Source organism: Paraburkholderia bengalensis (genome assembly GCF_037126505.1).
Lineage (GTDB): Bacteria > Pseudomonadota > Gammaproteobacteria > Burkholderiales > Burkholderiaceae > Paraburkholderia > Paraburkholderia bengalensis.
In genome coordinates this window covers 1-21,691 of record NZ_JACFYJ010000112.1, presented here as the reverse complement: position 1 = coordinate 21,691, position 21,691 = coordinate 1, and the positions used below count along the sequence as shown (strand labels likewise).

General features: G+C 56.2%; 19 protein-coding genes and 1 pseudogene. 12 read left to right on the top strand and 8 right to left on the bottom strand.

The features are described from left to right. From H3V53_RS37075 to H3V53_RS37065, 3 genes are all read right to left on the bottom strand, one after another. Positions 1 to 474 (bottom strand): response regulator (locus tag H3V53_RS37075; RefSeq protein WP_336602078.1); only part of this gene is annotated, 474 nt, incomplete at its 3' end. 24 nt (positions 475 to 498) lie between these two features. After that, positions 499 to 738: a hypothetical protein gene (locus H3V53_RS37070; RefSeq protein ID WP_336602077.1), complete on the bottom strand. Its 240-nt coding sequence runs from the start codon at positions 736 to 738 to the stop codon at positions 499 to 501. Next, complete coding sequence (locus tag H3V53_RS37065; protein WP_336602076.1) at positions 731 to 976, bottom strand: hypothetical protein; 246 nt, start codon at positions 974 to 976, stop codon at positions 731 to 733. Before H3V53_RS37065 ends, H3V53_RS37070 begins: the two co-directional genes overlap by 8 nt. A 356-nt stretch (positions 977 to 1,332) precedes the next feature. On the opposite strand from H3V53_RS37065, the gene H3V53_RS37060 reads away from it, so the two are divergent. Continuing rightward, positions 1,333 to 2,439, top strand: a complete 1,107-nt coding sequence (locus H3V53_RS37060; RefSeq protein ID WP_336602075.1) for a PAS domain-containing sensor histidine kinase — start codon at positions 1,333 to 1,335, stop codon at positions 2,437 to 2,439. A gap of 2 nt (positions 2,440 to 2,441) precedes the next feature. On the opposite strand, the pseudogene H3V53_RS37055 reads toward H3V53_RS37060, so the two are convergent. Continuing rightward, a pseudogene (locus H3V53_RS37055) lies at positions 2,442 to 2,775 on the bottom strand (helix-turn-helix domain-containing protein); the annotation flags it as partial. 398 nt (positions 2,776 to 3,173) lie between these two features. Here H3V53_RS37055 and H3V53_RS37050 point away from each other — a divergent pair. Next, the gene (locus H3V53_RS37050; RefSeq protein ID WP_336602074.1) at positions 3,174 to 3,437 is read left to right on the top strand and encodes a hypothetical protein; all 264 of its coding nucleotides are present in this window, start codon (positions 3,174 to 3,176) and stop codon (positions 3,435 to 3,437) included. Between the two features lie 436 nt (positions 3,438 to 3,873). Here the strand turns inward: H3V53_RS37050 and H3V53_RS37045 are convergent, their stop codons facing one another. Next, entirely contained in the window at positions 3,874 to 4,335 is a 462-nt protein-coding gene (locus H3V53_RS37045; RefSeq protein ID WP_336602073.1) for a hypothetical protein, read from the bottom strand. A gap of 335 nt (positions 4,336 to 4,670) precedes the next feature. On the opposite strand from H3V53_RS37045, the gene H3V53_RS37040 reads away from it, so the two are divergent. From H3V53_RS37040 to H3V53_RS37010, 7 genes are all read left to right on the top strand, one after another. After that, entirely contained in the window at positions 4,671 to 4,862 is a 192-nt protein-coding gene (locus H3V53_RS37040; RefSeq protein WP_336602072.1) for a hypothetical protein, read from the top strand. A gap of 165 nt (positions 4,863 to 5,027) precedes the next feature. Further along, positions 5,028 to 5,396, top strand: coding sequence for a hypothetical protein (locus H3V53_RS37035; RefSeq protein ID WP_336602071.1), 369 nt, complete (start codon positions 5,028 to 5,030; stop codon positions 5,394 to 5,396). Next, positions 5,390 to 6,919, top strand: coding sequence for a tyrosine-type recombinase/integrase (locus tag H3V53_RS37030; protein WP_336602070.1), 1,530 nt, complete (start codon positions 5,390 to 5,392; stop codon positions 6,917 to 6,919). Before H3V53_RS37035 ends, H3V53_RS37030 begins: the two co-directional genes overlap by 7 nt. Continuing rightward, positions 6,916 to 9,645: a hypothetical protein gene (locus H3V53_RS37025; protein WP_336602069.1), complete on the top strand. Its 2,730-nt coding sequence runs from the start codon at positions 6,916 to 6,918 to the stop codon at positions 9,643 to 9,645. The genes H3V53_RS37030 and H3V53_RS37025 overlap by 4 nt, the downstream gene beginning before the upstream one ends. Then, on the top strand, positions 9,642 to 9,872 hold the full coding sequence (locus H3V53_RS37020) for a hypothetical protein (RefSeq protein WP_336602068.1): 231 nt from the start codon (positions 9,642 to 9,644) through the stop codon (positions 9,870 to 9,872). The genes H3V53_RS37025 and H3V53_RS37020 overlap by 4 nt, the downstream gene beginning before the upstream one ends. A 13-nt stretch (positions 9,873 to 9,885) precedes the next feature. After that, on the top strand, positions 9,886 to 11,694 hold the full coding sequence (locus H3V53_RS37015) for a hypothetical protein (RefSeq protein ID WP_336602067.1): 1,809 nt from the start codon (positions 9,886 to 9,888) through the stop codon (positions 11,692 to 11,694). After that, positions 11,691 to 12,074 carry a TetR/AcrR family transcriptional regulator gene (locus H3V53_RS37010; protein ID WP_336602066.1) on the top strand — a complete coding sequence of 128 codons (384 nt, stop codon included), beginning with the start codon at positions 11,691 to 11,693 and terminating at the stop codon, positions 12,072 to 12,074. The genes H3V53_RS37015 and H3V53_RS37010 overlap by 4 nt, the downstream gene beginning before the upstream one ends. 602 nt (positions 12,075 to 12,676) lie before the next feature. Here the strand turns inward: H3V53_RS37010 and H3V53_RS37005 are convergent. Continuing rightward, on the bottom strand, positions 12,677 to 13,123 hold the full coding sequence (locus H3V53_RS37005; RefSeq protein WP_035976122.1) for a carboxymuconolactone decarboxylase family protein: 447 nt from the start codon (positions 13,121 to 13,123) through the stop codon (positions 12,677 to 12,679). 161 nt (positions 13,124 to 13,284) lie between these two features. On the opposite strand from H3V53_RS37005, the gene pdxR reads away from it, so the two are divergent. Then, on the top strand, positions 13,285 to 14,727 hold the full coding sequence (gene pdxR / locus H3V53_RS37000; RefSeq protein WP_336602065.1) for a MocR-like pyridoxine biosynthesis transcription factor PdxR: 1,443 nt from the start codon (positions 13,285 to 13,287) through the stop codon (positions 14,725 to 14,727). A 279-nt stretch (positions 14,728 to 15,006) separates the two neighbouring features. Here pdxR and H3V53_RS36995 read toward each other — a convergent pair whose 3' ends face one another. Together H3V53_RS36995 and H3V53_RS36990 are read right to left on the bottom strand one after the other, a co-directional pair. Next, a complete protein-coding gene (locus tag H3V53_RS36995; RefSeq protein ID WP_336602064.1) occupies positions 15,007 to 15,741 on the bottom strand; it encodes a hypothetical protein in 735 nt (244 codons plus the stop codon). A 1,323-nt stretch (positions 15,742 to 17,064) separates the two neighbouring features. Beyond that, entirely contained in the window at positions 17,065 to 17,637 is a 573-nt protein-coding gene (locus H3V53_RS36990; RefSeq protein WP_336602063.1) for a pYEATS domain-containing protein, read from the bottom strand. Between the two features lie 678 nt (positions 17,638 to 18,315). On the opposite strand from H3V53_RS36990, the gene H3V53_RS36985 reads away from it, so the two are divergent. Both H3V53_RS36985 and H3V53_RS36980 read left to right on the top strand, forming a co-directional pair. After that, positions 18,316 to 20,337 carry a hypothetical protein gene (locus H3V53_RS36985; protein WP_336602062.1) on the top strand — a complete coding sequence of 674 codons (2,022 nt, stop codon included), beginning with the start codon at positions 18,316 to 18,318 and terminating at the stop codon, positions 20,335 to 20,337. 131 nt (positions 20,338 to 20,468) lie between these two features. Continuing rightward, a complete protein-coding gene (locus tag H3V53_RS36980; RefSeq protein ID WP_336602061.1) occupies positions 20,469 to 21,398 on the top strand; it encodes a hypothetical protein in 930 nt (309 codons plus the stop codon). Positions 21,399 to 21,691 lie beyond the last annotated feature (293 nt).

The window sequence follows — 21,691 nt, the reverse complement described above, 5'->3', positions numbered from 1 at the left end:
TCTGAAGACATCGAACTCGCGCTCGGATAGCCGCTGATGGGGCATTGCCTCCGCCGGTTCGTTCAGGTTCTGGGCGAACCGCTCGGCCATTGACAGGCTCACGTAGACGCCGCCCGATGCGATCTTCGCCACGGCGGAAATCAACTCCCGGCTGGCACTTTCCTTGGTCAGATAACCTGATGCGCCCGCCTTGAAGGCTCGCGCTGCATACTGGTGCTCGGCATGCATGGTCAGCACCAGAATTCGCAGGGACGGTTTCTCGTCCTTGATCTGCCTGATGAGGTCGATACCGTTCCGCCCGGGCATCGACAGATCCAGTATGAGCACCTGCGCGGCAACGCCACGCACCATCTCGATGGTCGTCGCACTGTCCCACGCCTCGCCCGCCACTTCGAAGCCACTGGCATGGAGCAGGACGTGGCGCAAGCCATCGCGGACCACCGCATGGTCATCTGCGAGCAAGACCTTTATCATGTCTTCCCCTCACGTCGGGCACCGTCAGGACCTCACCGCACCTGATCCGCTACGGCACATGACGCTGTCCACCTCGGCCATACCGCGCTCAAGTGCGAACCGCCTGGCTACCTCCGGGTTCCTGAAACTGCCCAGTTCCGTCGATGCCCTTTCCCTGCCGTCGGGCGACTGCACGATAAACATCGCGACGTATTCGCCGCTCTCATACGCAGCGAGCGGCAGAAGGCGATACCCCCTGTACCGGATCATGGTGGTGTCAGGCATGCTGTCTCCCTGCGCGGGACGATATCGCCGACAGACGCTCAAGCAGATCCTGCTTCTTGTTGATGATCTGCGTCGAGTTGGCCGCGGCGCACGCGCCCTGCAGCCGTCTGTGCCAGTAGGCGGGATCGGTGATGAATCCGTGTCCTGAAGCACAGGCCGTCAGGTGGAGGTTATCGAGGCGAGCGATTACCGCCTCAATATGAAGCAGATCCTGGATTTCCAGTTCATCGGTGCTCATGGTTTAACTCCTCGGAAAGCCAAACCAGTTCAGTGATATCGAGCTGCGGACTACACGCTTCGGTGCGTGCTTTCTGTCCTGCAGCGACTTCGACCTTGTTGGCGCTATGCGGTGCCACCAATCATCGGTAAGTCTATCTACCATCCAGTGCTTCTTGAATGACAGGAGGTAACATAGTAATGATCTGCTCGATATGATCCAGAATTGACGCATCTATTTCCGGACGACAACTGGGCACTTCGTAAGCACCCTACGAATGCGCCGCATCTGCGCCCGCAGCGACCGGCATGCACGCGGGGACGATCGATCCACCACCCAGCGCGTCAGGACCGTGGTCCGGATGCACGGAGATTTCCATGCCGAAAGGAACACCCGACTGGCGCGATTTCCGCAATCTGAGTGACATTGATTTCGATCACCGTTACCGGCTGCTCGTCGAAGCAGTGCAGGACTACGCGATCTTCATGCTCGACCCGGCCGGCCAAGTGACGAGCTGGAACCCGGGCGCCCAGCGAGCAAAAGGCTATTCTCCAGATGAAATCGTGGGAAAGCACTTCTCTGTCTTCTATACGGCGGAGGACCTCGCCGCCGGCAAACCCGAAAGGCTGCTGGCCGATGCCGGTACTCATGGACGCGCCGAAGATGAAGGATGGCGTGTGCGTAAGGACGGCAGCCGATTCTGGGCCAACGTCGTGATTACTGCCGTGCATGATGAGAGCGGCAAATTACTCGGCTTCGCAAAGATCACCCGCGACATGAGTGAGCGCCGGAGGCTCGAGGAACTCGAACGCGCCGTTGCGACCTCAGCCAGGGTGCAGCAGGCACGGGAAAACGAGCAGAAGCGCATTGCACGCGAACTGCATGATGATCTCGGCCAGCAAATCACCGCGTTGAAAATGACACTCGCACTGCACGAAGCCGAATTGCTCCCGCATATCCGCAGTAGCGCACCCGGACTGTTGCAATCGGCTCGCGAGATCTCCGGTCAGGTCGATGCAATGGCCGTGGCGGTACGACGCATTGCGGCAGACCTTCGGCCTCCCGTCCTTGACGATCTCGGCCTTGAGGCGGCCCTTGAGTGGATGACGGACGGATTCAGGCACCGGTATGGTGTCGCGGCGCGCTGCAAGCTCCCAACGGAAGAATTACGGCTGAACGACATCGCCGCTATTTCACTGTTTCGCGTCGCGCAGGAAGCCCTGACCAATGTCGCGCGACATGCTCGGGCAAATACTGTTCTGGTAACGCTCTCGACGGATGGAAAATATTGTCGTCTCCAGGTCGAGGATGATGGCGTTGGCCTGCCGGACGATTGTACCGTCCGCGGCAACGCGTTCGGGCTGGTGGGCATGCGGGAGCGGATGCTGCAGTTAGGCGGCGTCCTTTCGATCGACAGCAGGCCGGGCAATGGCGTCAGCGTCACCGCCCAGGTGCCGCTCGAAAAGATCCTCGTCGAAGCGTAGCGTTACACGGCGCGCAAGCCTTCGATATCGACAATCTCTATCTGTTCACCGGTTGCGTGGACCAGGCCTACTTTCTGGAAATGCGACAGCGCGCGGCTGACCGTTTCCAGCGTGGTGCCGAGGTAGCTGCCAATCTCTTCGCGCGTCATGCGCAGGTTAAACCGCGACGCCGATATAGCCGCGCAGCTGCCTGCGCGTAGAGATATTGAGCAGGAATGCGGCGACGTGCTCCCGCGCCGACATGACACCAGGCAGCATCATTAGCGCGCTTTCGCGTACGATCTCCGTGCTCATCAGCACGTAGATCCGGTGCTGGAGCGAGCGGCTTTCGAGGCACTGCTTTACGGGCAGAGAAGGGGCCGGCTTGTGGCCTGGCGCCCTGCCTGTCATCCGCAGCGCCTTTGATTCGGCCGAGAAGCAGCTGGAAACAGCAATCGTCAGAGCGGGAAGACAGTCACGTTAGCTGGGCAAGACGCATTGCAAACTGTTGTCGCTTCGCTGTGCTGCCGAGGTAAGAGCGGCGCCGAAGCAGAGAACTCTACGCTCCTGTCCCACAGGAGCACCGCATGCGGGCAGTTCGTCCGACTGGTCGGTTTATGCAGTGATAGCGGAGATGCAGCCGCTTATTCCGCCCGCGGTTCTGCGAGAGGTTGCGTACGTGCTTACTGTCACCCATCAACTTGTGCAGTATCGGCGTCCGGGCATGGGATGCATACAGCGGTGCCGGCGCGTTCATGGATCTGCAAAAGGAGCTTGAAGAACTGCGGCGCGCTGACGAACATGTTGCGCTGGCCAGGCGTTGTGTCGAACAGCAAAGGCAAATTGCATCGCGGCTCGCCGCGGGTGGCCGCGATGCATCCATGGCCCGCCAGCTTCTGCGAACGATGGAGGAGACGGTGACAGTCGCCAGTCTGCGCCGTGCCCTCATTTCACGCGTTGTGGCGAGTTGCCGCGCAGTCGCGGAACGCAAGCAAACACAAGAATCCCGTTCGCAGTGATACATGCCTGTCTCGCGCCCGCGATCGTACGGGCCCGATCGGCTACGGGTCCGCTATATGAGGTTAAGCGGTCACACGAATGCTCAGGCAACATTGCGAACGGACGACCGCTATTGGCCGATCATGTGAGGTCGCCAACGGCCGCTTTATGGCACTCCAGTTCGCGAAAACCTTGATTCGACTGACTGACCGCTTTGGAGACGGCCGTCTGACCGGAGTGGGTCGGGCTGAGCCGTCGGCGCTTCGAGGTCATCGCCGCAAAGCGGCCACTCATGCTCCGCTCCCGAAAACGGCCGGTCGTCAACGCGTGCTTGCGACCCTGAAGAGTCTTCTAGACTGGCGCAACCTCAATGGCTGTTTCCAGGGGTACAGCTGCCCAATGTTTCTCCATAGGTTTGCGGCATGTCAGGGTTCTCGGGTACCCGTAAGCTGCCTCTTATTGACGTTCGCCTAAGAATGGCGCTGCAGCGAAATCACCGGGTCCTTCGTTGCCCCAATAGAAGAAGCTACCGGCCATAACCCGACCAGAGTTTGAAACGTGGCCTTCGTACATCTGAAAAGGCGTCAATTCTCCCTGTTTGTACCGTCCGATATAAATGTGCAGGTCGGAAGGACAGTAAAGTCCGACAACGTTGCTGTAATCGTTCGGCACATCCATGATGCCAGTGAGTCTCTTGCAGCGCAGCTTGCTGGGCTCCTGCTGTAATGTCAGCGTGCCGGTTGAGTTGTTGGAGACGAACCGCCAGGTGCCCGAAATGTCCCAGTGGGCGGATGTCTCGGCATGTTTGCCTGACTGGTCTGGCGACATGCCTTGAGCTGCGGCCGACGGTATCATGATTTGGATGGCCACCGCCGAAGCCAAGAGTATTGCGGGCGGTGTAAGCTTTCCAGTTCCCATCACGGTCTCTCCTGATCTGTGATCTGCCCATCGAGGAAAATGTCGCCTCACTGCATTTTTTATGCAAAGGCAGCATGGCGGCCTGGACGCCTGAGATCGCGGTGCTGGACATCAACATGCCCGGCATGGACGGATTGCAGTCGCACGTCAGTTGCGTCACGACAAGCGAACGCAGCATATCGTCATTGTAGGTCTTGCCGCTAGGACGAAGTCGCCATATGAGCTGCGGGGATCGCGGCCGGGTTTGACGGGCACTGCCCAAAGGGCGCAGCCTCAGATTTACTAGTGTGTCTACTCGAAAAGATTGCCGAAATGCCACGCTGAAGAAAGTCCCGGTGGTCCGCAATCCCGAATTGCATGCGCAAGGCAGGGGACGAGCAGGCGCACGAAAGGTCGTTGAACTGAGTGAATCAGACATTGAAATGTCAACAGCGAAACTCGGTCAAATGGCCGAAATTGGCCGCTATCCGCCCGATGCGCAATGCGTTCACGCCACCATTTCAGTTGTTCATCACTTGTCGAAGTGAATGTTCACGAACGACCGTCCGAGATGTGCACGAGCCGCCGGCATAGCATTTTGTTCTCGGCACGTCCATCTGGTATCTGAAGCAAGCGGGAATCCCGTCCATTTCCTCGACTTTGTGATGGACAGTGCGCCCCGGGGCGTTCCCTTGATCTGATTTGGTTTTGGCGTGTCCATCGCCGGCAAACTTTTCCGTGTCGAGAACCCTAGCACTGCGAACTTCCTGCATGCGATGCTGGATGAGGTCGCGATGTTTGTTGAGGACAGTGGACTGCCGGTCGAGATCCACATCACAAAGCCTTCACTCGCCTCTCAGTTCGTTGTCTCCACCATAGGGCGAGGCACGCTGGTCCGAACGCCTGAGAACGGCGTGCGCGACGGCAAGCGGATGCGAGCATGCGCCGATTCGTGGAAGTTGCAGCCACAAGGCAGGCTTCGTGCGCGTCTTGAAAAAGAGGCGTCATCTGCGCGCGTGAAGGAAATCATAAACGTCGTGGGAACCAGGCTCGTAACCCCATCTACGGATTTTATATGCTAACGGCACTTGTCGAGTTGAGGTTCGAGTGTTACCGTCTCGGCCCGCTTGGCGATGACGACATGAGAAGACAAAAAATTAAGGCGACAAATGGAATGATAAGAAATCACAGCAATCCATCCCGCACGGAAGCTGTTGCCTCAAGCGTCCTCGTCGTTCCTGTGCGCATGAACCTTGGAGATCTTCCCTATTTTGATGGCCTCACGTCGCTCGACGCCGGTAGCGCCGATGTCACGGTCCGCCAGGTGCGATTTCACAGGGATCATGTCGTCGACGGGTTTCCGCTGCTTTATTGCGCAGCGAGGTTGCCGGATGCGCTCGAGATGAACCTGTTCATGGAACATCGCTATCGAGGCAAGTTTCTACGTCCAAAGACCTCCCGCAATCGTAATCCGAATGGTGGTGTTTCGCTGAAGACCTTGAAGAGCATCGCCAATTCTCTCCGGGGATTTCTCGCGTGGCTTGACCGCACCGACACGGACTGGCGCGAGGTCTATGCAGCCGCGGATGGCGACCGCGCGAATGCATGGTTGCCTCCCTACCGGTACCGTGTTCACCTGATCGGTGACATCGAGGCAGGCAAGGTTTCGCGAGACACAGCCAACCTCTACGTCAATCATGTTCGCCAGTTTTACGAGTGGGCGCACAAGATGCGACGTATCGACCGTATTCCATTTCTGTACAAACGTATTGCCGTCAGGAAGCCGCGGAAAGATGGCGAGTACGATCTGCTGTTCAGCACTGTTCAGGACGAGAGGGCGCTAATGATCCAGACCACCGATCTCGCGATCCCTAAGAAATACAGATCGAAGAAGGCGGCACTGGACGACGGGCTGACACCGTATACGGCCGAAGAGCTCAAGGTGCTATTCGATAGTCACTACATGCGCATTGACACCCGCAAGCTCTGGGCAGAACTCGCGCTTGCCTGCGGTTTGCGCGCATCCGAAGTGACGGCGCTTTGCGAGAGTGCCGTTGTGAATCCTACGCTATCGTCGATCACGGCCTTCCCGGTGCGGGTTACTGGTAAGTTCAACAAGGAGAGAATGGTACTGCTTCCACGTTTCCTGATGCATGCGCTGTGGCAGTACAGGAATTCGGCGGAGCGGATGCGGCGCGCTGTCAAATGGGACCTGGTCCACGGAGCGGACGGCAGTCGTCCACTGTTTCTGAACCGTTCTGGCAATGCGATCAACAGTGCGTCGCTCACGAATGTCACATCATGCGTGGCGCGAGAACTTGCCCGGCGCGGTATCAGGTTTGCCAGATCGTTCCACGATCTACGCGCTACCTTTGCCACCTCGCTTTCCAGGTTCATGCTCGAGAAGCACTTACCGCTCGGCTTTATCCAATACAAGCTGATGAGCCTGATGGGTCACGCGAACTTCTCGACGACGCAAAAGTACCTCAACTTCGCGAGGTCTGTAACGTTCGAGAGCCAGATGCAGGACTGGGTCACGCAGATTTTCGCGGATCTGCGACCGGCGCTCGAGTCCGAAGCAGTCGCAACGAAGGTTGACACATGACCGCGGTCAGACCAGATTTCAGGGGCGATGGAATCCGTCTCACGCATGCCGAAAACATCTCGCCGAAGCTGGCCGCCGACATTAGAGCCGGTGTGGAGCGATATGGGGAAGACCCGGAGCGATGGGGTTGGTCACCAGCAACGGTACGAACGGCGCTTTCGCACCTCCTGCCCGCCTTGAGCAGGGTCGTGGCGCGTCTTCCGGGCGTGCTTCGCGAGCAATTTGCGACACGTGGAGTTGACGCCATCGAGGATGAGGACGCGTGGGCCCACCTCATAGGTGCGACATATCGATCCGGCGGGAATGTGGCGTATCACGATGATGTGGCCGGCGCCTTTCACAAGGTCATTGCACTGCACCGGAATGAGCCGGGCGTCAAGCCTCCGTGCTTTCTGCAGCTTCGCGCGGGACACACGGACATCTCTGAACTGTATCAGGTATCTGCAGAATTCCTGTTGACCTACAAGCGCCATATCCTCGCGATCGACGGGGAGGGACGGTCTCGCTGGTCTGGTATGAAGCGTAAACACGACACATACTCCCTGCTTTCGCTGCTCATTGCAGACAGCCGTGCCAGGCGGTGGCTGGTCACCGACGGGTTTGAGGCGTTCACGAAGTATCCGAAATTGTACGAGATGACGGAGAAGCTTCGCACGTGGCAGCAGGCAGCGGCGATTACTGATCTGCTTGCCCGTCACGACCCGCTCCGCTGGAAGCGGAAAACGGTTGATGTGCTCGGGCACACCGTAGATCTCACTGAGCTTTTCACACTGTCCGAACCGGTCTTCCAGGACGTTGAAAGATTTGCGGCGATCGTAGGAAGCAAGCCGCTGAAAGACAGGAAGGCGGCAACTGTTCGCGACGTGCTCACTTGTCTGCAGCGTGGCTTGCCCGTTGTTCTTTCTGCGCTGCCAGCATGCGCGCGTGACGCTGTCACGACTCGGGGTCTGGTCGTCTTTGCAGAGAATGGCTGTGATCTCCTTTCCAAAGCGTACAGGTTAGACGGCATCACCGCTGATCAGTTGTCTCCGGTCAAGGAGATGGTCGACACGCTGTTCCCGACAGCCAGACGCGACAGAAAGGAACTTCAGGCATACCAGCTAGCTTTTGAAAACGATTATTCGACGCGTCCCATCTACTGCGACTTCGCCCCCATCAGAGCGATTTCTGTCGCCCTCTACGATGATCTCGTGGCGCTGCTTGCCGGCCTCGGAGCGTCGTTGCCTCAAGAACCATTCGGCTGGCGCACGGTGTATCACAAATACACGCAACTGAAGGCGGTCCTCGTGATGTTTCGGGAGCAGCTCGTACAGGAGTTCGGTGTCGGGTTGCGGAAGCACGGCATGCGAGCATTCGATCTGCCGGGACACAGGCTTCAGAAAACGATCTTCGCACTCTTGCAGAATGCCGCTCGCGCGGGAACCGTGACTACAAAGACTGCGTACACCTACAGGAAAGGCCTGATTTGGTTTCTGGAGCGGTACGGCTTCACTGTCGTCGACGCGTATCCGATCACGACCAGTCGAACGGAGAGGCATCTCAGGCGTCTCAATACGGAGGACTTCTATTCGGCCGAGCAGTGCCGCGAACTTGCATACCACATCGAGGCTATGCTGGACGACGAGAGCGCCACGCGGGAGGACAGAATCACGCTTCTTCTCGCCCGGATTCTGCTGAAGACGGGGTGGAATCTGTCTCCCGTTCTCGGGATCGAGTGTGATGACATTATTCGTGCTGCGACTCCGCTGAATCCGGGTGCGGTTGCCGTGGTCCTTCGAAAAGCGCGGGCTGGCTACCGGTCGGATGCGTATACCTTCCACGATCCCACAACGAATGTATCGGCGATGCGCAGCGCGGTGGCGGACCTTCTGCATATCCGGGACAACCTGACAGCGGATCTGCGAGCTTCGCTGCCCGACGAAAATCCGTACAGGTCTTTCGTGTTTCTCGTTGAACGAAAGGGCGAAGCGCAACGGCTGTCCATGGCCGCGACTAAGGTGGTCACCGAAATGCTCGCCAGACGCGGATGTGCCCTGACATTCGATTCGACGAAAATCCGGAAAGGCGGCGTCAATCACCTGTACCGGGAGGTGCAGAAGAACCTGCGCGACTATGAGGCTGCCGCGAAGCATGACTTCAGGACGTTCGAATCGAACTACTACCGGATCGACGAGAATCAGTCCAGGTACACGTTGGGCAATGCCGTAGACACCATGCGCAGATACTTCAGCGGGAAGGACATCGCGGCCGGAATAGTGATCGTCACAGACCCGCAGGTCCGGCTGCAGCACACGCCGACGGGCGAGTGCGCATCGACTGGTCGTGATGACGAGGCGGCCCGGTACGAACTCGAGCACAAGCGATTGCTTGCCGAAAGAGGCGCGACTGCGCGCTTCTGTGCGGATTTTCTGAGCTGCATCTGGTGCAGGTTCTTCCGCCTCGTTGCCGATCCTGATCACGTCTGGCGGTTGTTGACCTATCGCGAGTACGTACTGCAATCGATGGAATCGTCTGCGCTGGAAGGCGATGTTACCGAGGACCAGCAAATGAATATCGCGATTCTCAAAGGCCGCGTGGCGGAAATGCTCGACAGGCTGAACCAGATTGCGCCGGGTGTCACGGAGAAAGGCCAGGCGTTGCTGGCGGCTAAAGGCATGCACCCGGATTGGGCGTTTGCTATCACGGACACGACGACGGGTCTAACGGCTAAGGAACGCAGTGTATGAAAACAGATCTCGCAGAACTCATTGACGCCATTTCAACGGCGAATGGCCGGATCTCCATCAACGACCTCTCGGCCAGCGAGATTGATTCTCTTCGCGACAAGATCGTCTGGGCCTATAGTGATCAGCGTGCGCCGGGCCGTCTATCCGTTCGGCGGGCAGGACTTTCGCCAGAAGGGAATTCAGAAGGGACTGGTGATTGCGACTGGGAGTCTGCAATACGACTATGAGCTTAAGGCCCTCATGCTCCTCCTGCTCCACTCGGGTGCCCGCGAAGGCGGCACGCCTTACAAATGGCTATCCGTAACGCTGCGCATTCGTCCATTGGCGCGGTTCTCTGGCTATTGTGCACGACGTGGACTGAAGTCATTCCGGACGCTCGACCAGCTCCCGTCGCTCAAGTTGCGCACGATCTTGCTGGGTTTTTTAATGGACAGCGAAGAAGACGGCGGTATGAATGCGAAGGTCTTCACGTCCTGCTACAAGTCGGCCCGCGATGCGCTGAAGTGCCTGTCGATGTATGCGCTGGTTGTCAGAAGTGACTTCGCGGAACTCGTGAACGAATTGACGCTGCCGGAAATCGATCGCCACGAAACGCAACACCGGCTTCGGCATGCAATCATTCCGACGGGTGTGATGAAGCGTGTGATTACCGAGGCCGCCGGGTACGTCGAGCAGGCGGAAGCCAAGTTTGACGAGTTTGCCGCTGTTTTTCGCGAGACACATCAAGGTATCGTCGCAGCGAAATGCGTTGATCCGGCGGCAGCCGTCTATTCGACGGCGAGAAAGGCTGCAAGGCGGCTGAAGAGCCTTCTTTACGAATACTTCCGTGATCTCCAGTTGCACACGTACGCACTGGTTCTTGCGTTTACTGGCATGCGGGATGGCGAAGCAGGTGCTCTCAAGACGGGTTGTGCAGGCCGGCGGACCGAAGGCGGTGAGACGGTTTTCTATGTGAGGAGCATGCTGTCCAAGACGGACGACAATGCGATCAGCCTCGACTGGATCGCCAATGAGCCAGCATGGCGCGCAGTGGCGTTGCTCTCCAAGGTCAACGAACTCTACTATGAACGCGCTCGACTGGTCCAGCAGCACTACGGCGAACACCTCGCTGAAGACGAAAAGAACATATTCAGGCACGGGCTGGCCAATCGATGGTTATTTGGTTTGCGCCTGACCGTCTTCACGGCGAACTTCGTTCGCTATACAAAAGGCGGCGACGGCATACACGCGCTCAACCTCTCGCATTACCGTATTCCCGTTACCGATGCTGATATGGTTCAGCTGGAGGAGATGGAATGCAATTACCGCTCGGTGGCGGGCAACAGTGGGAATCGCGGGAAACCGTATCGCGTCGGAGACCCCTTCAATCTGACAGCCCACCAGTTCCGACATACGTTCGCCTGGTTCATTATCGCGAACAGACTGGGCGATCTTGACGACATCAAGTATCAGTTCAAGCATCTGCATCGCGCGATGACCTTCGTTTATGCCGAACGCGGATTCAAATCGCTCAACGAACTGAGGAGCGTGATCGAGCACTTTGAGACATTCGTGAGTGGCCGATCAGTCAACGATATTGTTCAGTCTGTGGTCGCCGGTCGTGTTGCCGGCGGTGGTGGCGAACGACTCGCGAGGATGTTGGCGTCGTTGAACAGCGGAATGAGCGATGAAGTGTTTGGAACAGAGCAACAGCCGCATTTCAGGAACGTGAAGGATGTCGTTACTTTTACAACCCGGCATAGCGAGTCGATCCGCGGCTTGCCGCATGGCTACTGTACAAAGGGGCCATCTTGCAAGATCAGAAACGCCGCCGATCCATCGCACTGCCTGTACTGCGACACGTACTTCGCCACGCCGAAGCATCTGCCATACTGGCGAGCGATTAAGGCGAATTGCGAGGCCAGAATCGGACGGATCGACGGCATGCCGAACGAGGCGCGAGGTCAGTTTCAAGCGTTCCGGCAGTCCCTAGAAGACAATCTGTTTGCGGCGAATAGGATTATTTACCGGCTCGCCCCAGAGGAGTCGAATACGATGGATGCCCGATGACGGACACACGAACCAGGATTATCGAGGCGATACGCGGGATGCGTGAGACCGGCGAAAGCATCACCATTCACGCCGTCGCGGCACGGTGCGGCGTATCGCATTCGCTGATTTACAACCGCTACCCTGACTTGAAGGAAAAGATCAAGGAACTCAAGACAACGCAGAAGCAACAGCGGAAGGCCGAAGACGATCAGGCACTCATCGCGAGGTTGACGTCGGAAAAGAACGCATTGCATGCGAAGGTAAAACGCGGCAAGGAGGCGATGACGAAGGACTCGTTCAAGGCGCTTCTGACACACGTGCAGGAAGTGTATTCAATGTATGACGGTCTTCTTGAAGAAAGGAACCGGTTGGCGGGCAAATTGGCTTCCGGAAAATAATTTGGGGGGAGATCGGCAAGCAGGATTGGCTGCTCTGATTCGGGGCCGGCGGCACTCGCAGGCTTGGACATATGCGGCGAGCCAACTCGCCCGTGGATTCTTGCAACGCTTCTGCTCGAGCTTGCGCCTCCGTTGCCGGTAGTGTCGCATTTCAAAGAAGATGAAAACTGTGCCACTGATTCTGCCACCGGGCCGGCTTCCATCGGGCCGGAATCGCATGAGCGGCCGGTCGAGGTCGTCGTCCAGTTTGGCTGACCGAGGCCTCGTCCGCCCTCGCTCAATGGCCGGTCTTCGGTTAGCAGATCTTAGGTGGCATTGCCTCCACGCGGCCCAGAAGCGGCCGCACAAGACGCCAGGAGAGTGACCATTTCCTGGCGGATGACCGCCGGTCAGATTCGATTGGCTCGGACGCTATGGACCGAGCCTTAGCCTGGAAACGGCGGGTGCACATGACCTCCGGTATCTGCCCCGCCTCTTCTACATGAGGTCGCAACTGGCTGATGTATTTTCAGCAGCCGCTGCGGCAATTAACCGTATCCATTGGCTTGACGACACAGCGCGGATTTAGTTGGATAGCGTCGGCGTCCGATGCCTCTGTGAACTCACGTCCTGGCGGCGACCGGGAGTCGGAATGGGGCGCCGAGACGGTTGAAGGCGTTCATCGCGGCAATCGTTATCGTGAGGTCGACAAGTTCCTTCGGCGAGAACGCCGCCGAGGCCGCCGCATAGGCTTCATCTGAAGCATGCGTTTCGCTGACGAGAGTCACCTCTTCGGCCCAAGCCAAGGCGGCGCGCTCCTGATCGGAGAACAGGTGCGGGACTTCGTCCCACACCGGCACCAGCGTCACCTTGTCGATGGACATCGTCTTTCTAAGATCGCGACTGTGCATGTCGATGCAATGGGCACATCCGTTAATCTGTGAAACACGGAGGAACACGAGATGAATGAGTTCCTCGGGCAGGTTGGTGCTTTTGGTCACATAGTGATGGACACCGAAAAGCGCTTTCGCGCCGTCCGGGGCGATCTCGCTCCAGTTCAAGCGTGTCATCTTCGTCCTTTGCCGTTTGGCCATAAAATAACGTCTCTTGCGTCACGGTCGCGGGTTGGTTACTTCCCCTTCGCGCGTGACTCATGACATAACGCGACGTTACTAGCCCGAGATTACGGACAACAGGCCCAAGAATTGGCGAAATGACTGAGCCAAAGACTATGCCCACGCTTGCGATCGAGATAGACCGTACTGCGGCGGCGCCCATTGGCGAGCAGATCTACGCGAGCCTCAGGCAAGCGATTGTCGACGGCCGTCTTCAACCCGGAAGACGGTTACCCTCTGGAAGGGATCTCGCTGCGCAGCTCGGCGTCGCGCGCGGAACGATTCTGGTGGCCTACGAGCGGCTGGCTTCCGAGAAGCTAGTGGTCGGCGCAGGCTCCGCCGGCACACGCGTCTGCGCGCAACTTCCTCCAGCGCCAACCGCGACCGAGATTCCGCTCGATGGGCCACTGGATGCCTTTACACGACCGTATTCGAGCGCGCCACTACCGTTCCAGATGGGCGTACCGGCTCACGATGCATTTCCCGCCAAGGTCTGGGCTCGAATGCGAGCGCGGGCTGTCCGTGCGGACGCGACCGGATACACGACCTACGCCGACCCTCGCGGCGAGCGCGACTTGCGCGCACAGATTGCCAGTCACCTGGCCATCAGCCGACAGATTCAATGCCATCCCGATCAAGTTATTGTGACCAGTGGATACCGTCACGGACTGATGCTTACACTGATCGCGCTCAGAGCTCACGGTCGCACCGCGTGGATCGAAGAACCGGGCTATCCGATCGGAAGGAAAGCTCTGGAGCTGGCGGGGCTTACGGTTGCCCCCATCTCCGTAGACGTCGAGGGATTACGTGTCGAGGAAGGCATCGCTCGTGCTTCGCATGCCGCGTTAGCGCTGGTCACGCCCGGCCAACATGCGCCGCTGGGCGTCGCCCTCTCGCCGATGAGAAGACGTACCCTGCTCGAATGGGCTGAAGCAAAGGATGCCTGGATCATCGAAGATGACTACCTGGGCGAACTACAGTTGGTCGGACGGGCGGCGCCCGCCCTGGCTGCTGGTGATGGCGCGCAACGCGTGATCCACATCGGCGCATTCAGTAAGACAATCAGCCCCGCGCTGGGTCTCGGCTTCGTCGTCGCGCCGCGCGCACTGGCCGAACGCGTTGTCGAAACAGTTTCAGTAATGGCACCTGCTCCGAATAGGACGACACAGCTGGCACTAACGGAGTTTCTCGCAGATGGACACTTCATGCGCCACCTCCGACACATGAAGAAGGTCTACGCTGAGCGCCGCCATCTCGCTGTTGAACTGCTCAGAAAGCGATTCACGGAGGTCGTGGAATCGGGATTGGGGTTGATTGTCAAGTTGCCTGATGGCGTCGATGACCTGGAAATCGTACATTCCGCGCGCAAGCAAAATCTTGCACCGTCAGCGCTGTCTGCGTGGTACCTGCGGACAGAGCTCGCGAGGAACGGCCTACTTTTGAGCGTAACGAATCTTCGGCCCGACAACATCCGTGCGGCGTGTGATGCGCTCGAAGATGTTGTTTCAGCACGCATATCGCAACATCGAGGCGTCGATGCAAGCTATCGTTTCTTTTGATCGGCTTGGAGGGACCGGTATTGAGAGCTTTGCGGTCATCCGTCTCAGCATATCTGCGGTCCACTTCGGGTCGTGAGTACGCACTGCCGACTGGCCGCTTCCGGGAAGCGGAATTCCACTGGCCGCTTTCCGGCGATGAATTTGAAGAGCGGGCTGACGCAGCCCGACCCCGAGCGGTCGGTCAATTTGGTTGAAAGCGGTCATTTGGCGCTTCCGTTGCCTACCGCTCAGGCGCTGCTAGAAGTAGGGACTATGGCGAAAACCGAAGACAACATGCCACTACATGCGAAGGTCGAGTACCGCCGGTTGGTGCAGCGAAATTGGTACGCGCATTTTCTTTTCGCGGCCGCGGGCGATTATTTTTGCAGTCACAACTCCCTGGTGTTGAATCCTCAACGGAATCTTATACTCGCCCCGGGAATTTGTGTAAGTCGTTAGAGTCTGCATTCCAATAATGAAGCGGATTTTCTCGTTAGGGAGCGGGTGACCGGATTGGTCCGTGAGCAGCCCCTGGGCAGCGATTGCCGGAGTGGCTCTGCGAAACATGAATGTGTGAAACAGCATATCCTCATAGACATCGAATAACGTCGTTCCGGAATATCCGGAAGATGGAGGGCCGAACTTCACTTTTGCGGTAGCCTTGTAGTCCTTGCTAGTCTCCCATGACCATTTGTTCGTCCACGTCCATTGACCAATAGCCTTGACGGACGACCCGATCTTTTCCGAGCCAGCACCAGCTTCGACCTTGAACGACGTAGACGACTCCTCCGCATGTTGACTTTTATCGAGATTTTCGTCTGACACATCGTATTCTGTGCCCGACGAAGGTGCCTCGGCTGGTGCTTCTTGGTACGGCAAAGATATACCAGTGTACACATAGCGCGCGGGTGGCAAGGGTCTCTCACCCGTGTCATCACCGACACTGGCGAAGGGGTCAGCAGCAAGTATGTTTGCGTAATCACTCGCGGTGACACCTCCGAATGTGCTCAGGTCGTTAGCGATATTCTCGGGCATCTGACCGTCCCGAAAATATCCTGCGAATACTGGATATTCTCTTGTCGACGAGTCTCCACCGACCGTCTATGAAACTGAGCCTTGTCCAGGCCGGGGGACTTCTTTAACGATTTCGCCATTTTCCCTTGTCACGGTCACCTGTTCACTGAGGACACCGGTGACCACAGGCCTGAGAAGCAGCACGATTTGATCCCAGTTGTGATGAACGCCATCTAGGTTCGGGCCAGACAACGTGAAACCCACTGAATTGGACGCTTTGACCTCGGCCGATTGCGTGTCCCCACTTGTGTGGTCGATGGAGTAGGTCACGGTTGCGCTGGCGAACGTCGCTTTGTATGAATACGAAATTGAGTAACCCTGCTTAAATGACTGACTCGAGGAGATAACAGATCCAAGAGTCGTATCAGTGACATACGCTACCGACGACTGCGAATGCCCGCTTGTGCTGCCGGGTGGAGCATATATGACCCGACTAATCAAATATGACGGATGAAATGTGAAAGACGTCTGGCGGTTTTCGACTGTTGTATGTGTACCTACGCAAATGGGAGGTATTCCATGAGTCGGGTCATAACCAGGGTCACCCGGGCACAGGCCTTTCGCCTCAGCGGCAGTAATGAAAGTTATTTCGATCGCTGCGCATATAAGTCTTGTCGAGAGCCAATTGAAGTTTGAAGTCACGATGCATTCTCCTCGCTGCTCGGATAAGAGTTTCAGCGCAAAAAAATTGGCCCGCCGTACGTACGTATGTCTTGTAAATTGCGTGCTTCCAGTCGCGTAATCGGCGCTTGCGGGAACCAACCCAGTGCACAATGGATGAATGATTGATGAACGCGCACCCATTCACTTGATGTTAATCAAGATAATCAGAGATAGATCCGAAAATTCGTTAGGGATCGATTGTCAACCATCTACATCCACATTTCGAAGGGCGGCTTTTGGCCGATCGGGTGAGGTCACCAACGGCCGCTTATCGGCACTCCGCTTCGCGAAACCCGGATTTGGCTGACTGACCGCTTTGGAGACGGCCGTCTGACCGGAGAGGGTCGTGTGTTGCCGTTCGCGCAATGATTTCATTGATTGCACACCGATTGGCAATTAACGGCCAATAGTTGCCGCTCGCCCGTTCCACATAGCTGTTGTTAGAACGGCTGGTCCACTTCCGAAACCTGCCATATGCCCTGTGGAAGCATCTCAGCTAAAACCGCCCGTTGAACCTTCCCCCAATGCAGCCATTAAGCAATGACCGCTTTTGCACACCCGTTGCGAAGTAACGTGCCGTTCCAGCAGCGCATAAGAGCGACTGCGGCTAATGGTCGTGCGTCATTCCGACATCGCCATCGTTTGGTATGTGCCCTTCAAGGGCGGGGATTGATCCATGAGGTCGACAAAGCGAGACAAGCGCACGGGCTCTGTCTGATCGCGGACGTAAACTTCAGCGCGAATTAGAGAGTAACCGTTCGCCAGTTCCTTCAGTTCAAAGTTTGTATTCAAGGGGCCGCCAACCTGAACCGGTCTGGGGTATGCATGCTCAAGCCGGTACACAACATATTCGATTCGCTGAAGGGCTTCCTCCGTGCCGAACACTATTACGTGAATTTGGTACATACGCTGGCCGCCGAAACGTGAGTCCTTTTCCGGCACTCGCCAACTGCGATGGATCAATGCTATATGGTCATCCGTCATCAATTGTCCAGGAACCGGCAGCTTGAGCTGACCGACCGCTTGTCCTATGGTCAATATGCCAACTTTGATCTCGTCGCCACGCTGAACTCGTGCCACAGCTGCCTGAATGAGCGAAGTTAATTCGTTTCGGTATAGAAAGAGAAGTATCGCGATAAGGAATGGCCAGACAAGCCCGGTTACCGCAGTGAAATATTGCGCTTTGTCTGCCATATCCGCCTCCGGTGAAGCGTTCCCAGTGAAAGTTTTGGTGGCGACCGTGACGTTCACGGTAACAGAATCAGCTTAGCGTGAAACCGTCCGTTCGTCGTCCCTCGATGACTGAATTGCGTCGCACGTCTTGCGCGGTTCGATGTCCTGTCCGTTTCGCATTCGATTTCGCCACCTGAACATTATCTGCACGACCCCGCCGGCAACATCACCCACGTCCGGGACGACGGGTTCAACGGATCGGCACTCTGTAGTGGTGTCCTGAACGCGGCCCTTCGCGAAACACGGAAGCGGACGTCGTTCACGGTGGCGCAACTTGTTGAGCTCGCGTGTCCGCTGTGTGTTGCAGTTCGCGCAATGATTTCATTGATTGCACACCGATTGGCAATTAACGCCAATAAGCGTCATTCGACCGCACCGTTGCTCGGAAATCCAGACGGCGGCTGCACCCTGAAATACGCCGTTCGAACGGCCACCACGCGGTGCGTCACTACGAGGATGTAGTTCAACTCCTCCAGCCCCTACAACGAGTGCACTATGAGATCACGAGGTCCTCGTCCTGTCTGTCAGCAGCAGATGGCGGCGCAGCGCGCGCCATTGTAGGGGGATGTCATCGGCGATGCGGGCGGACGGCGCCCACTTGCCGTCTGGAAGTTGCCATGCGCGTGACGAGTTTGACGTATGTCAACAAGCCTGGCCGCGGCCGGCGTATTTTTGTGCGGCATACTCAAGTACATGGAGGAGAGTGGAATGTCCGATCAGCGAATCACCCCATTTATTTTCGATCGGGTCTGCAACCCTGCACCCTCCATCCCACAACTGGTACTCAAGGATGTAGATAGCGTCGAAAGCGTGTACAGCCGCAATCTGCATAAGCTTTATGACGCGTCGCTACCGCATGGTTACATCGTCCACCGTTCTCAAGAAGGCCCGGACCTTGAGGAGAGTCATCCCCTCGATTTATTCGTGATGGAAAAGTATCGCCAGGACTGGACGCCGTCTGGGTACGGGCTAGGTGAACTCGTTTTTTCGATTTCCCTTGCTCCAAACGAGGAGGTCACCCTCGAAATTAAAACATGGGAGACTGATAAAAGAATCGCGGAGGACGAGCGCACGCTGGAGGATCGCCAGCTAACCGATGTCAAATCCACGGCGTCGGCTGGCTCTGAAGCCAGAAATGAAGAGAGTGCGAAGACGCATGAATACGTCGATGCCAAGGGATCGTACAGTGGATTCGGAGTAAATGTGTCGGTCGCAGGGGGATGGTCGGAGGACCTTGGAAACAGCCAGTCAAAATTAGCGAAGCAGACTGAGGAGCAGTCAAAGCAGGCCACAAACGAGCGAAAGGGAACAAGCAAAGTAAAAATCGCTGTATCTCGCGAATCAGGCTCAGAATCAAAGACGACGCGACGGATAAGAAATGTCAATCAAGCACATACGCTAAATCTAAATTACTATCAGATTCTCCAAGAGTATCAAGTCAAGCTAGTACGGTATGATGTAAGTCTTGTAATTCTCGGGGCCGAGCCCTTATTAAATGAGACATACTTGGGTAACGATTCGTGCCAATACACTGATCCGGACGCGGCAGAGCCATTGGGCCGAGTTCCGCCGTTGCTGCCAACGATCTCAACGCACTCTTGGATTACATTGGGTCAGCTAATCGAAAAATGCAGGTCAAGTCAATGGGTTCAGGATTTTACGAAAAGGCATGGAAAGAGTCCAATTAGGATAATTCGAGAAATGTGGGCCGCCCCGCTCTGGGATGCGGCAATGTCCCAAAGCGACTATAACTCGGGACAGTACATCAGCGACGAGGAACGTGTTGAATTTAGAGACACTATGCTGCGGTACACCCGTCCGTCACCCGGATGGATTGAAACGGACGAGGCTGGTGCCCTCCGTTGGGCCTATGAGATTCTTCCGGAGAAAGACAGCCCATTCCTCACGTACTTGTACCAGTTCCTGCCATATTCGCCACAGCAGCTGGTGGGACGTGCAGTGGCTGCCGGTGCCGATCCTTGGACGGCAAAGGCCGCATTGGCAACGAGATACGCAAATGCGATACCGGTCAAATACCACGGCACAATGCAGTGGCAAGGTTCGCCACAAATGCGCAAGCAACTGGTTGAATGGAACGCATACCATCGTTCCGAAAAGCGTGGCATTTCTCCTGCTGACCAGCTAGGCGATTGGCTTGCCGCCGAGGCAGAAATTGCGCAAGCCTTTGCCCCCATATCGCTTTCCAGCTCAGATAAAGTTTTGGCGCGGGGTGTTTTTTACCAGAAGAATCTTGCTGAACTGAATCAGCATATCAATGAGGTTGTGAGTAATATCGCCGATCAACTGCGAAAGTGGCGCCCAACTGCAGGCCCGACAGGTCTACCTGCTGAATGTGAAGTTCGAGACTGGAAGATCACTCTTCCGACGTCCAGTGTTTACGCGGACGCTTCTCTCGGCGTGTGTTCTGGAGCGGAGGATTATTTTGAGATCCAGCGGCAGTTTGATCTTGAATTAAAACAATTAGAGATCGAAAAGCTTCGCCTACAAGTTGAAAAGCTTGCACTCGAGAACAAGGTCCTTGAGCAGGGCGGAGCCCCGTCCTCTGTGGTCATCAAGAATCCGACGGATCAGACCGCGATAAATCTGGGCCTCACCGTTGGTACGCCCGCCGAGGTTGACATCCAAACGAACTCGCCCTAGCGCCCCATTCCCATCCGCACAGCCAATATACCGCCTGCCAACACTTCTTAATTAGCTCGCATATGTCCGAGATTTCATTTGTTTTCGTACACGTTTACTCAGACCGCCCTGACAATCCGAGCCTGGATGACGTGAACGACATAGAAGGCAATAAGTCAATGTGGAACTGCTGGCCCTACATTCATATACGTCATTCTGACATCGAAGAGCGCCACTGGGTCCTGTGCGTGCGAGATGCCCTAGAAATCATGAGGCAGAAGCTGGCCCTCGACGACAATGCGACGGTGGGCCAGGTGCATTTTTACTGCCACGGAACATTTGCAGGCGGCGAAATCAGGGGCCGCCTGCGGGAAGGCGGCGAAACGATCAGAGTCGTTAACCTACTGGAAGCTGAAGATTTTCTTCGTATTGAACTTAGAAGTGGCCTCCTGCAAGGTAGGTCGCATTCCGCCACACAGGTCCACATACATGGTTGCAACGTCGGTGTCTCACAGGATGCCGTAAGAACTTGGCGGGACATCTTTGGGGGCATAAAGGGAACCGGAAGTGCCCCCTCTCAATTTCAGATGTTTTATAAGTTCTCTTTCAGAATAAATTCATATTCTTATCCAACGAAAAGCCGACCAATTTCCGTCGATGGGACTGATTTATTCACGGAAAATAAAATAAATGCTTGTATTGAACTAATAGTCTCTATTGCGCTTGAGCGGTTGCCGTCGGACACATCAGATAAAGAACGGAATCGATTCAAAGAGGCGTTCCTAGCCAGATGCCGATCCGATGTCGACAAAGAGTTTTATAGAATGTTTCAGGAATACCGGCAAGGAGGTGAGCTACCTTGGCCGGACATTGATCAAATCTCACAAGATGAGGCTGCTACGCGAATGCGAAAAATATTCGCAGATAACTCTGGTTTTCCGAGGACTTTTTTGGCCAAACATTTTCATCTCTATGATTCATTACCAACGCTATTTCTCGCAGATACTAGCGAATACACGTGGCCTCATCAGAAGAGTCGTTGGAACGCTGCCCACACGTGGTTTCCATATCGTGGATACTGATACTGACTGCTCCGGCATTTGAATAAGCGGAGCATTCGTTCCGTTTAAATATTAACGCTTAGTATATCTATATCACCAGCGGTCATTTGAAGACTCTAGCATCTGCTAATACTTGCCAACCGAAGATTCTGGACGAACGACCGTTGCACATCGAAAAGCGCCGTAGACTTTGCTTCTGCCGAACGTCTTGAACGGGTCCAGCTTGTGTGGAAACTGGTTTTCCGCGTCTATGCGAGCGATTGCCGATCAGGTCAATCTTGTTCGGCCCAGACAGCTTGCACCGATCAACCATC

Coding starts and splice junctions, on each gene's coding strand:
- H3V53_RS37070 (WP_336602077.1), bottom strand. CDS start 738: ATGCCTGACACCACCATGATCCGGTACAGGGGGTATCGCCTTCTGCCG.
- H3V53_RS37065 (WP_336602076.1), bottom strand. CDS start 976: ATGAGCACCGATGAACTGGAAATCCAGGATCTGCTTCATATTGAGGCG.
- H3V53_RS37060 (WP_336602075.1), top strand. CDS start 1,333: ATGCCGAAAGGAACACCCGACTGGCGCGATTTCCGCAATCTGAGTGAC.
- H3V53_RS37050 (WP_336602074.1), top strand. CDS start 3,174: ATGGATCTGCAAAAGGAGCTTGAAGAACTGCGGCGCGCTGACGAACAT.
- H3V53_RS37045 (WP_336602073.1), bottom strand. CDS start 4,335: ATGGGAACTGGAAAGCTTACACCGCCCGCAATACTCTTGGCTTCGGCG.
- H3V53_RS37030 (WP_336602070.1), top strand. CDS start 5,390: ATGCTAACGGCACTTGTCGAGTTGAGGTTCGAGTGTTACCGTCTCGGC.
- H3V53_RS37025 (WP_336602069.1), top strand. CDS start 6,916: ATGACCGCGGTCAGACCAGATTTCAGGGGCGATGGAATCCGTCTCACG.
- H3V53_RS37020 (WP_336602068.1), top strand. CDS start 9,642: ATGAAAACAGATCTCGCAGAACTCATTGACGCCATTTCAACGGCGAAT.
- H3V53_RS37015 (WP_336602067.1), top strand. CDS start 9,886: ATGCTCCTCCTGCTCCACTCGGGTGCCCGCGAAGGCGGCACGCCTTAC.
- H3V53_RS37010 (WP_336602066.1), top strand. CDS start 11,691: ATGACGGACACACGAACCAGGATTATCGAGGCGATACGCGGGATGCGT.
- H3V53_RS37005 (WP_035976122.1), bottom strand. CDS start 13,123: ATGACACGCTTGAACTGGAGCGAGATCGCCCCGGACGGCGCGAAAGCG.
- pdxR (WP_336602065.1), top strand. CDS start 13,285: ATGCCCACGCTTGCGATCGAGATAGACCGTACTGCGGCGGCGCCCATT.
- H3V53_RS36995 (WP_336602064.1), bottom strand. CDS start 15,741: ATGCCCGAGAATATCGCTAACGACCTGAGCACATTCGGAGGTGTCACC.
- H3V53_RS36990 (WP_336602063.1), bottom strand. CDS start 17,637: ATGGCAGACAAAGCGCAATATTTCACTGCGGTAACCGGGCTTGTCTGG.
- H3V53_RS36985 (WP_336602062.1), top strand. CDS start 18,316: ATGTCAACAAGCCTGGCCGCGGCCGGCGTATTTTTGTGCGGCATACTC.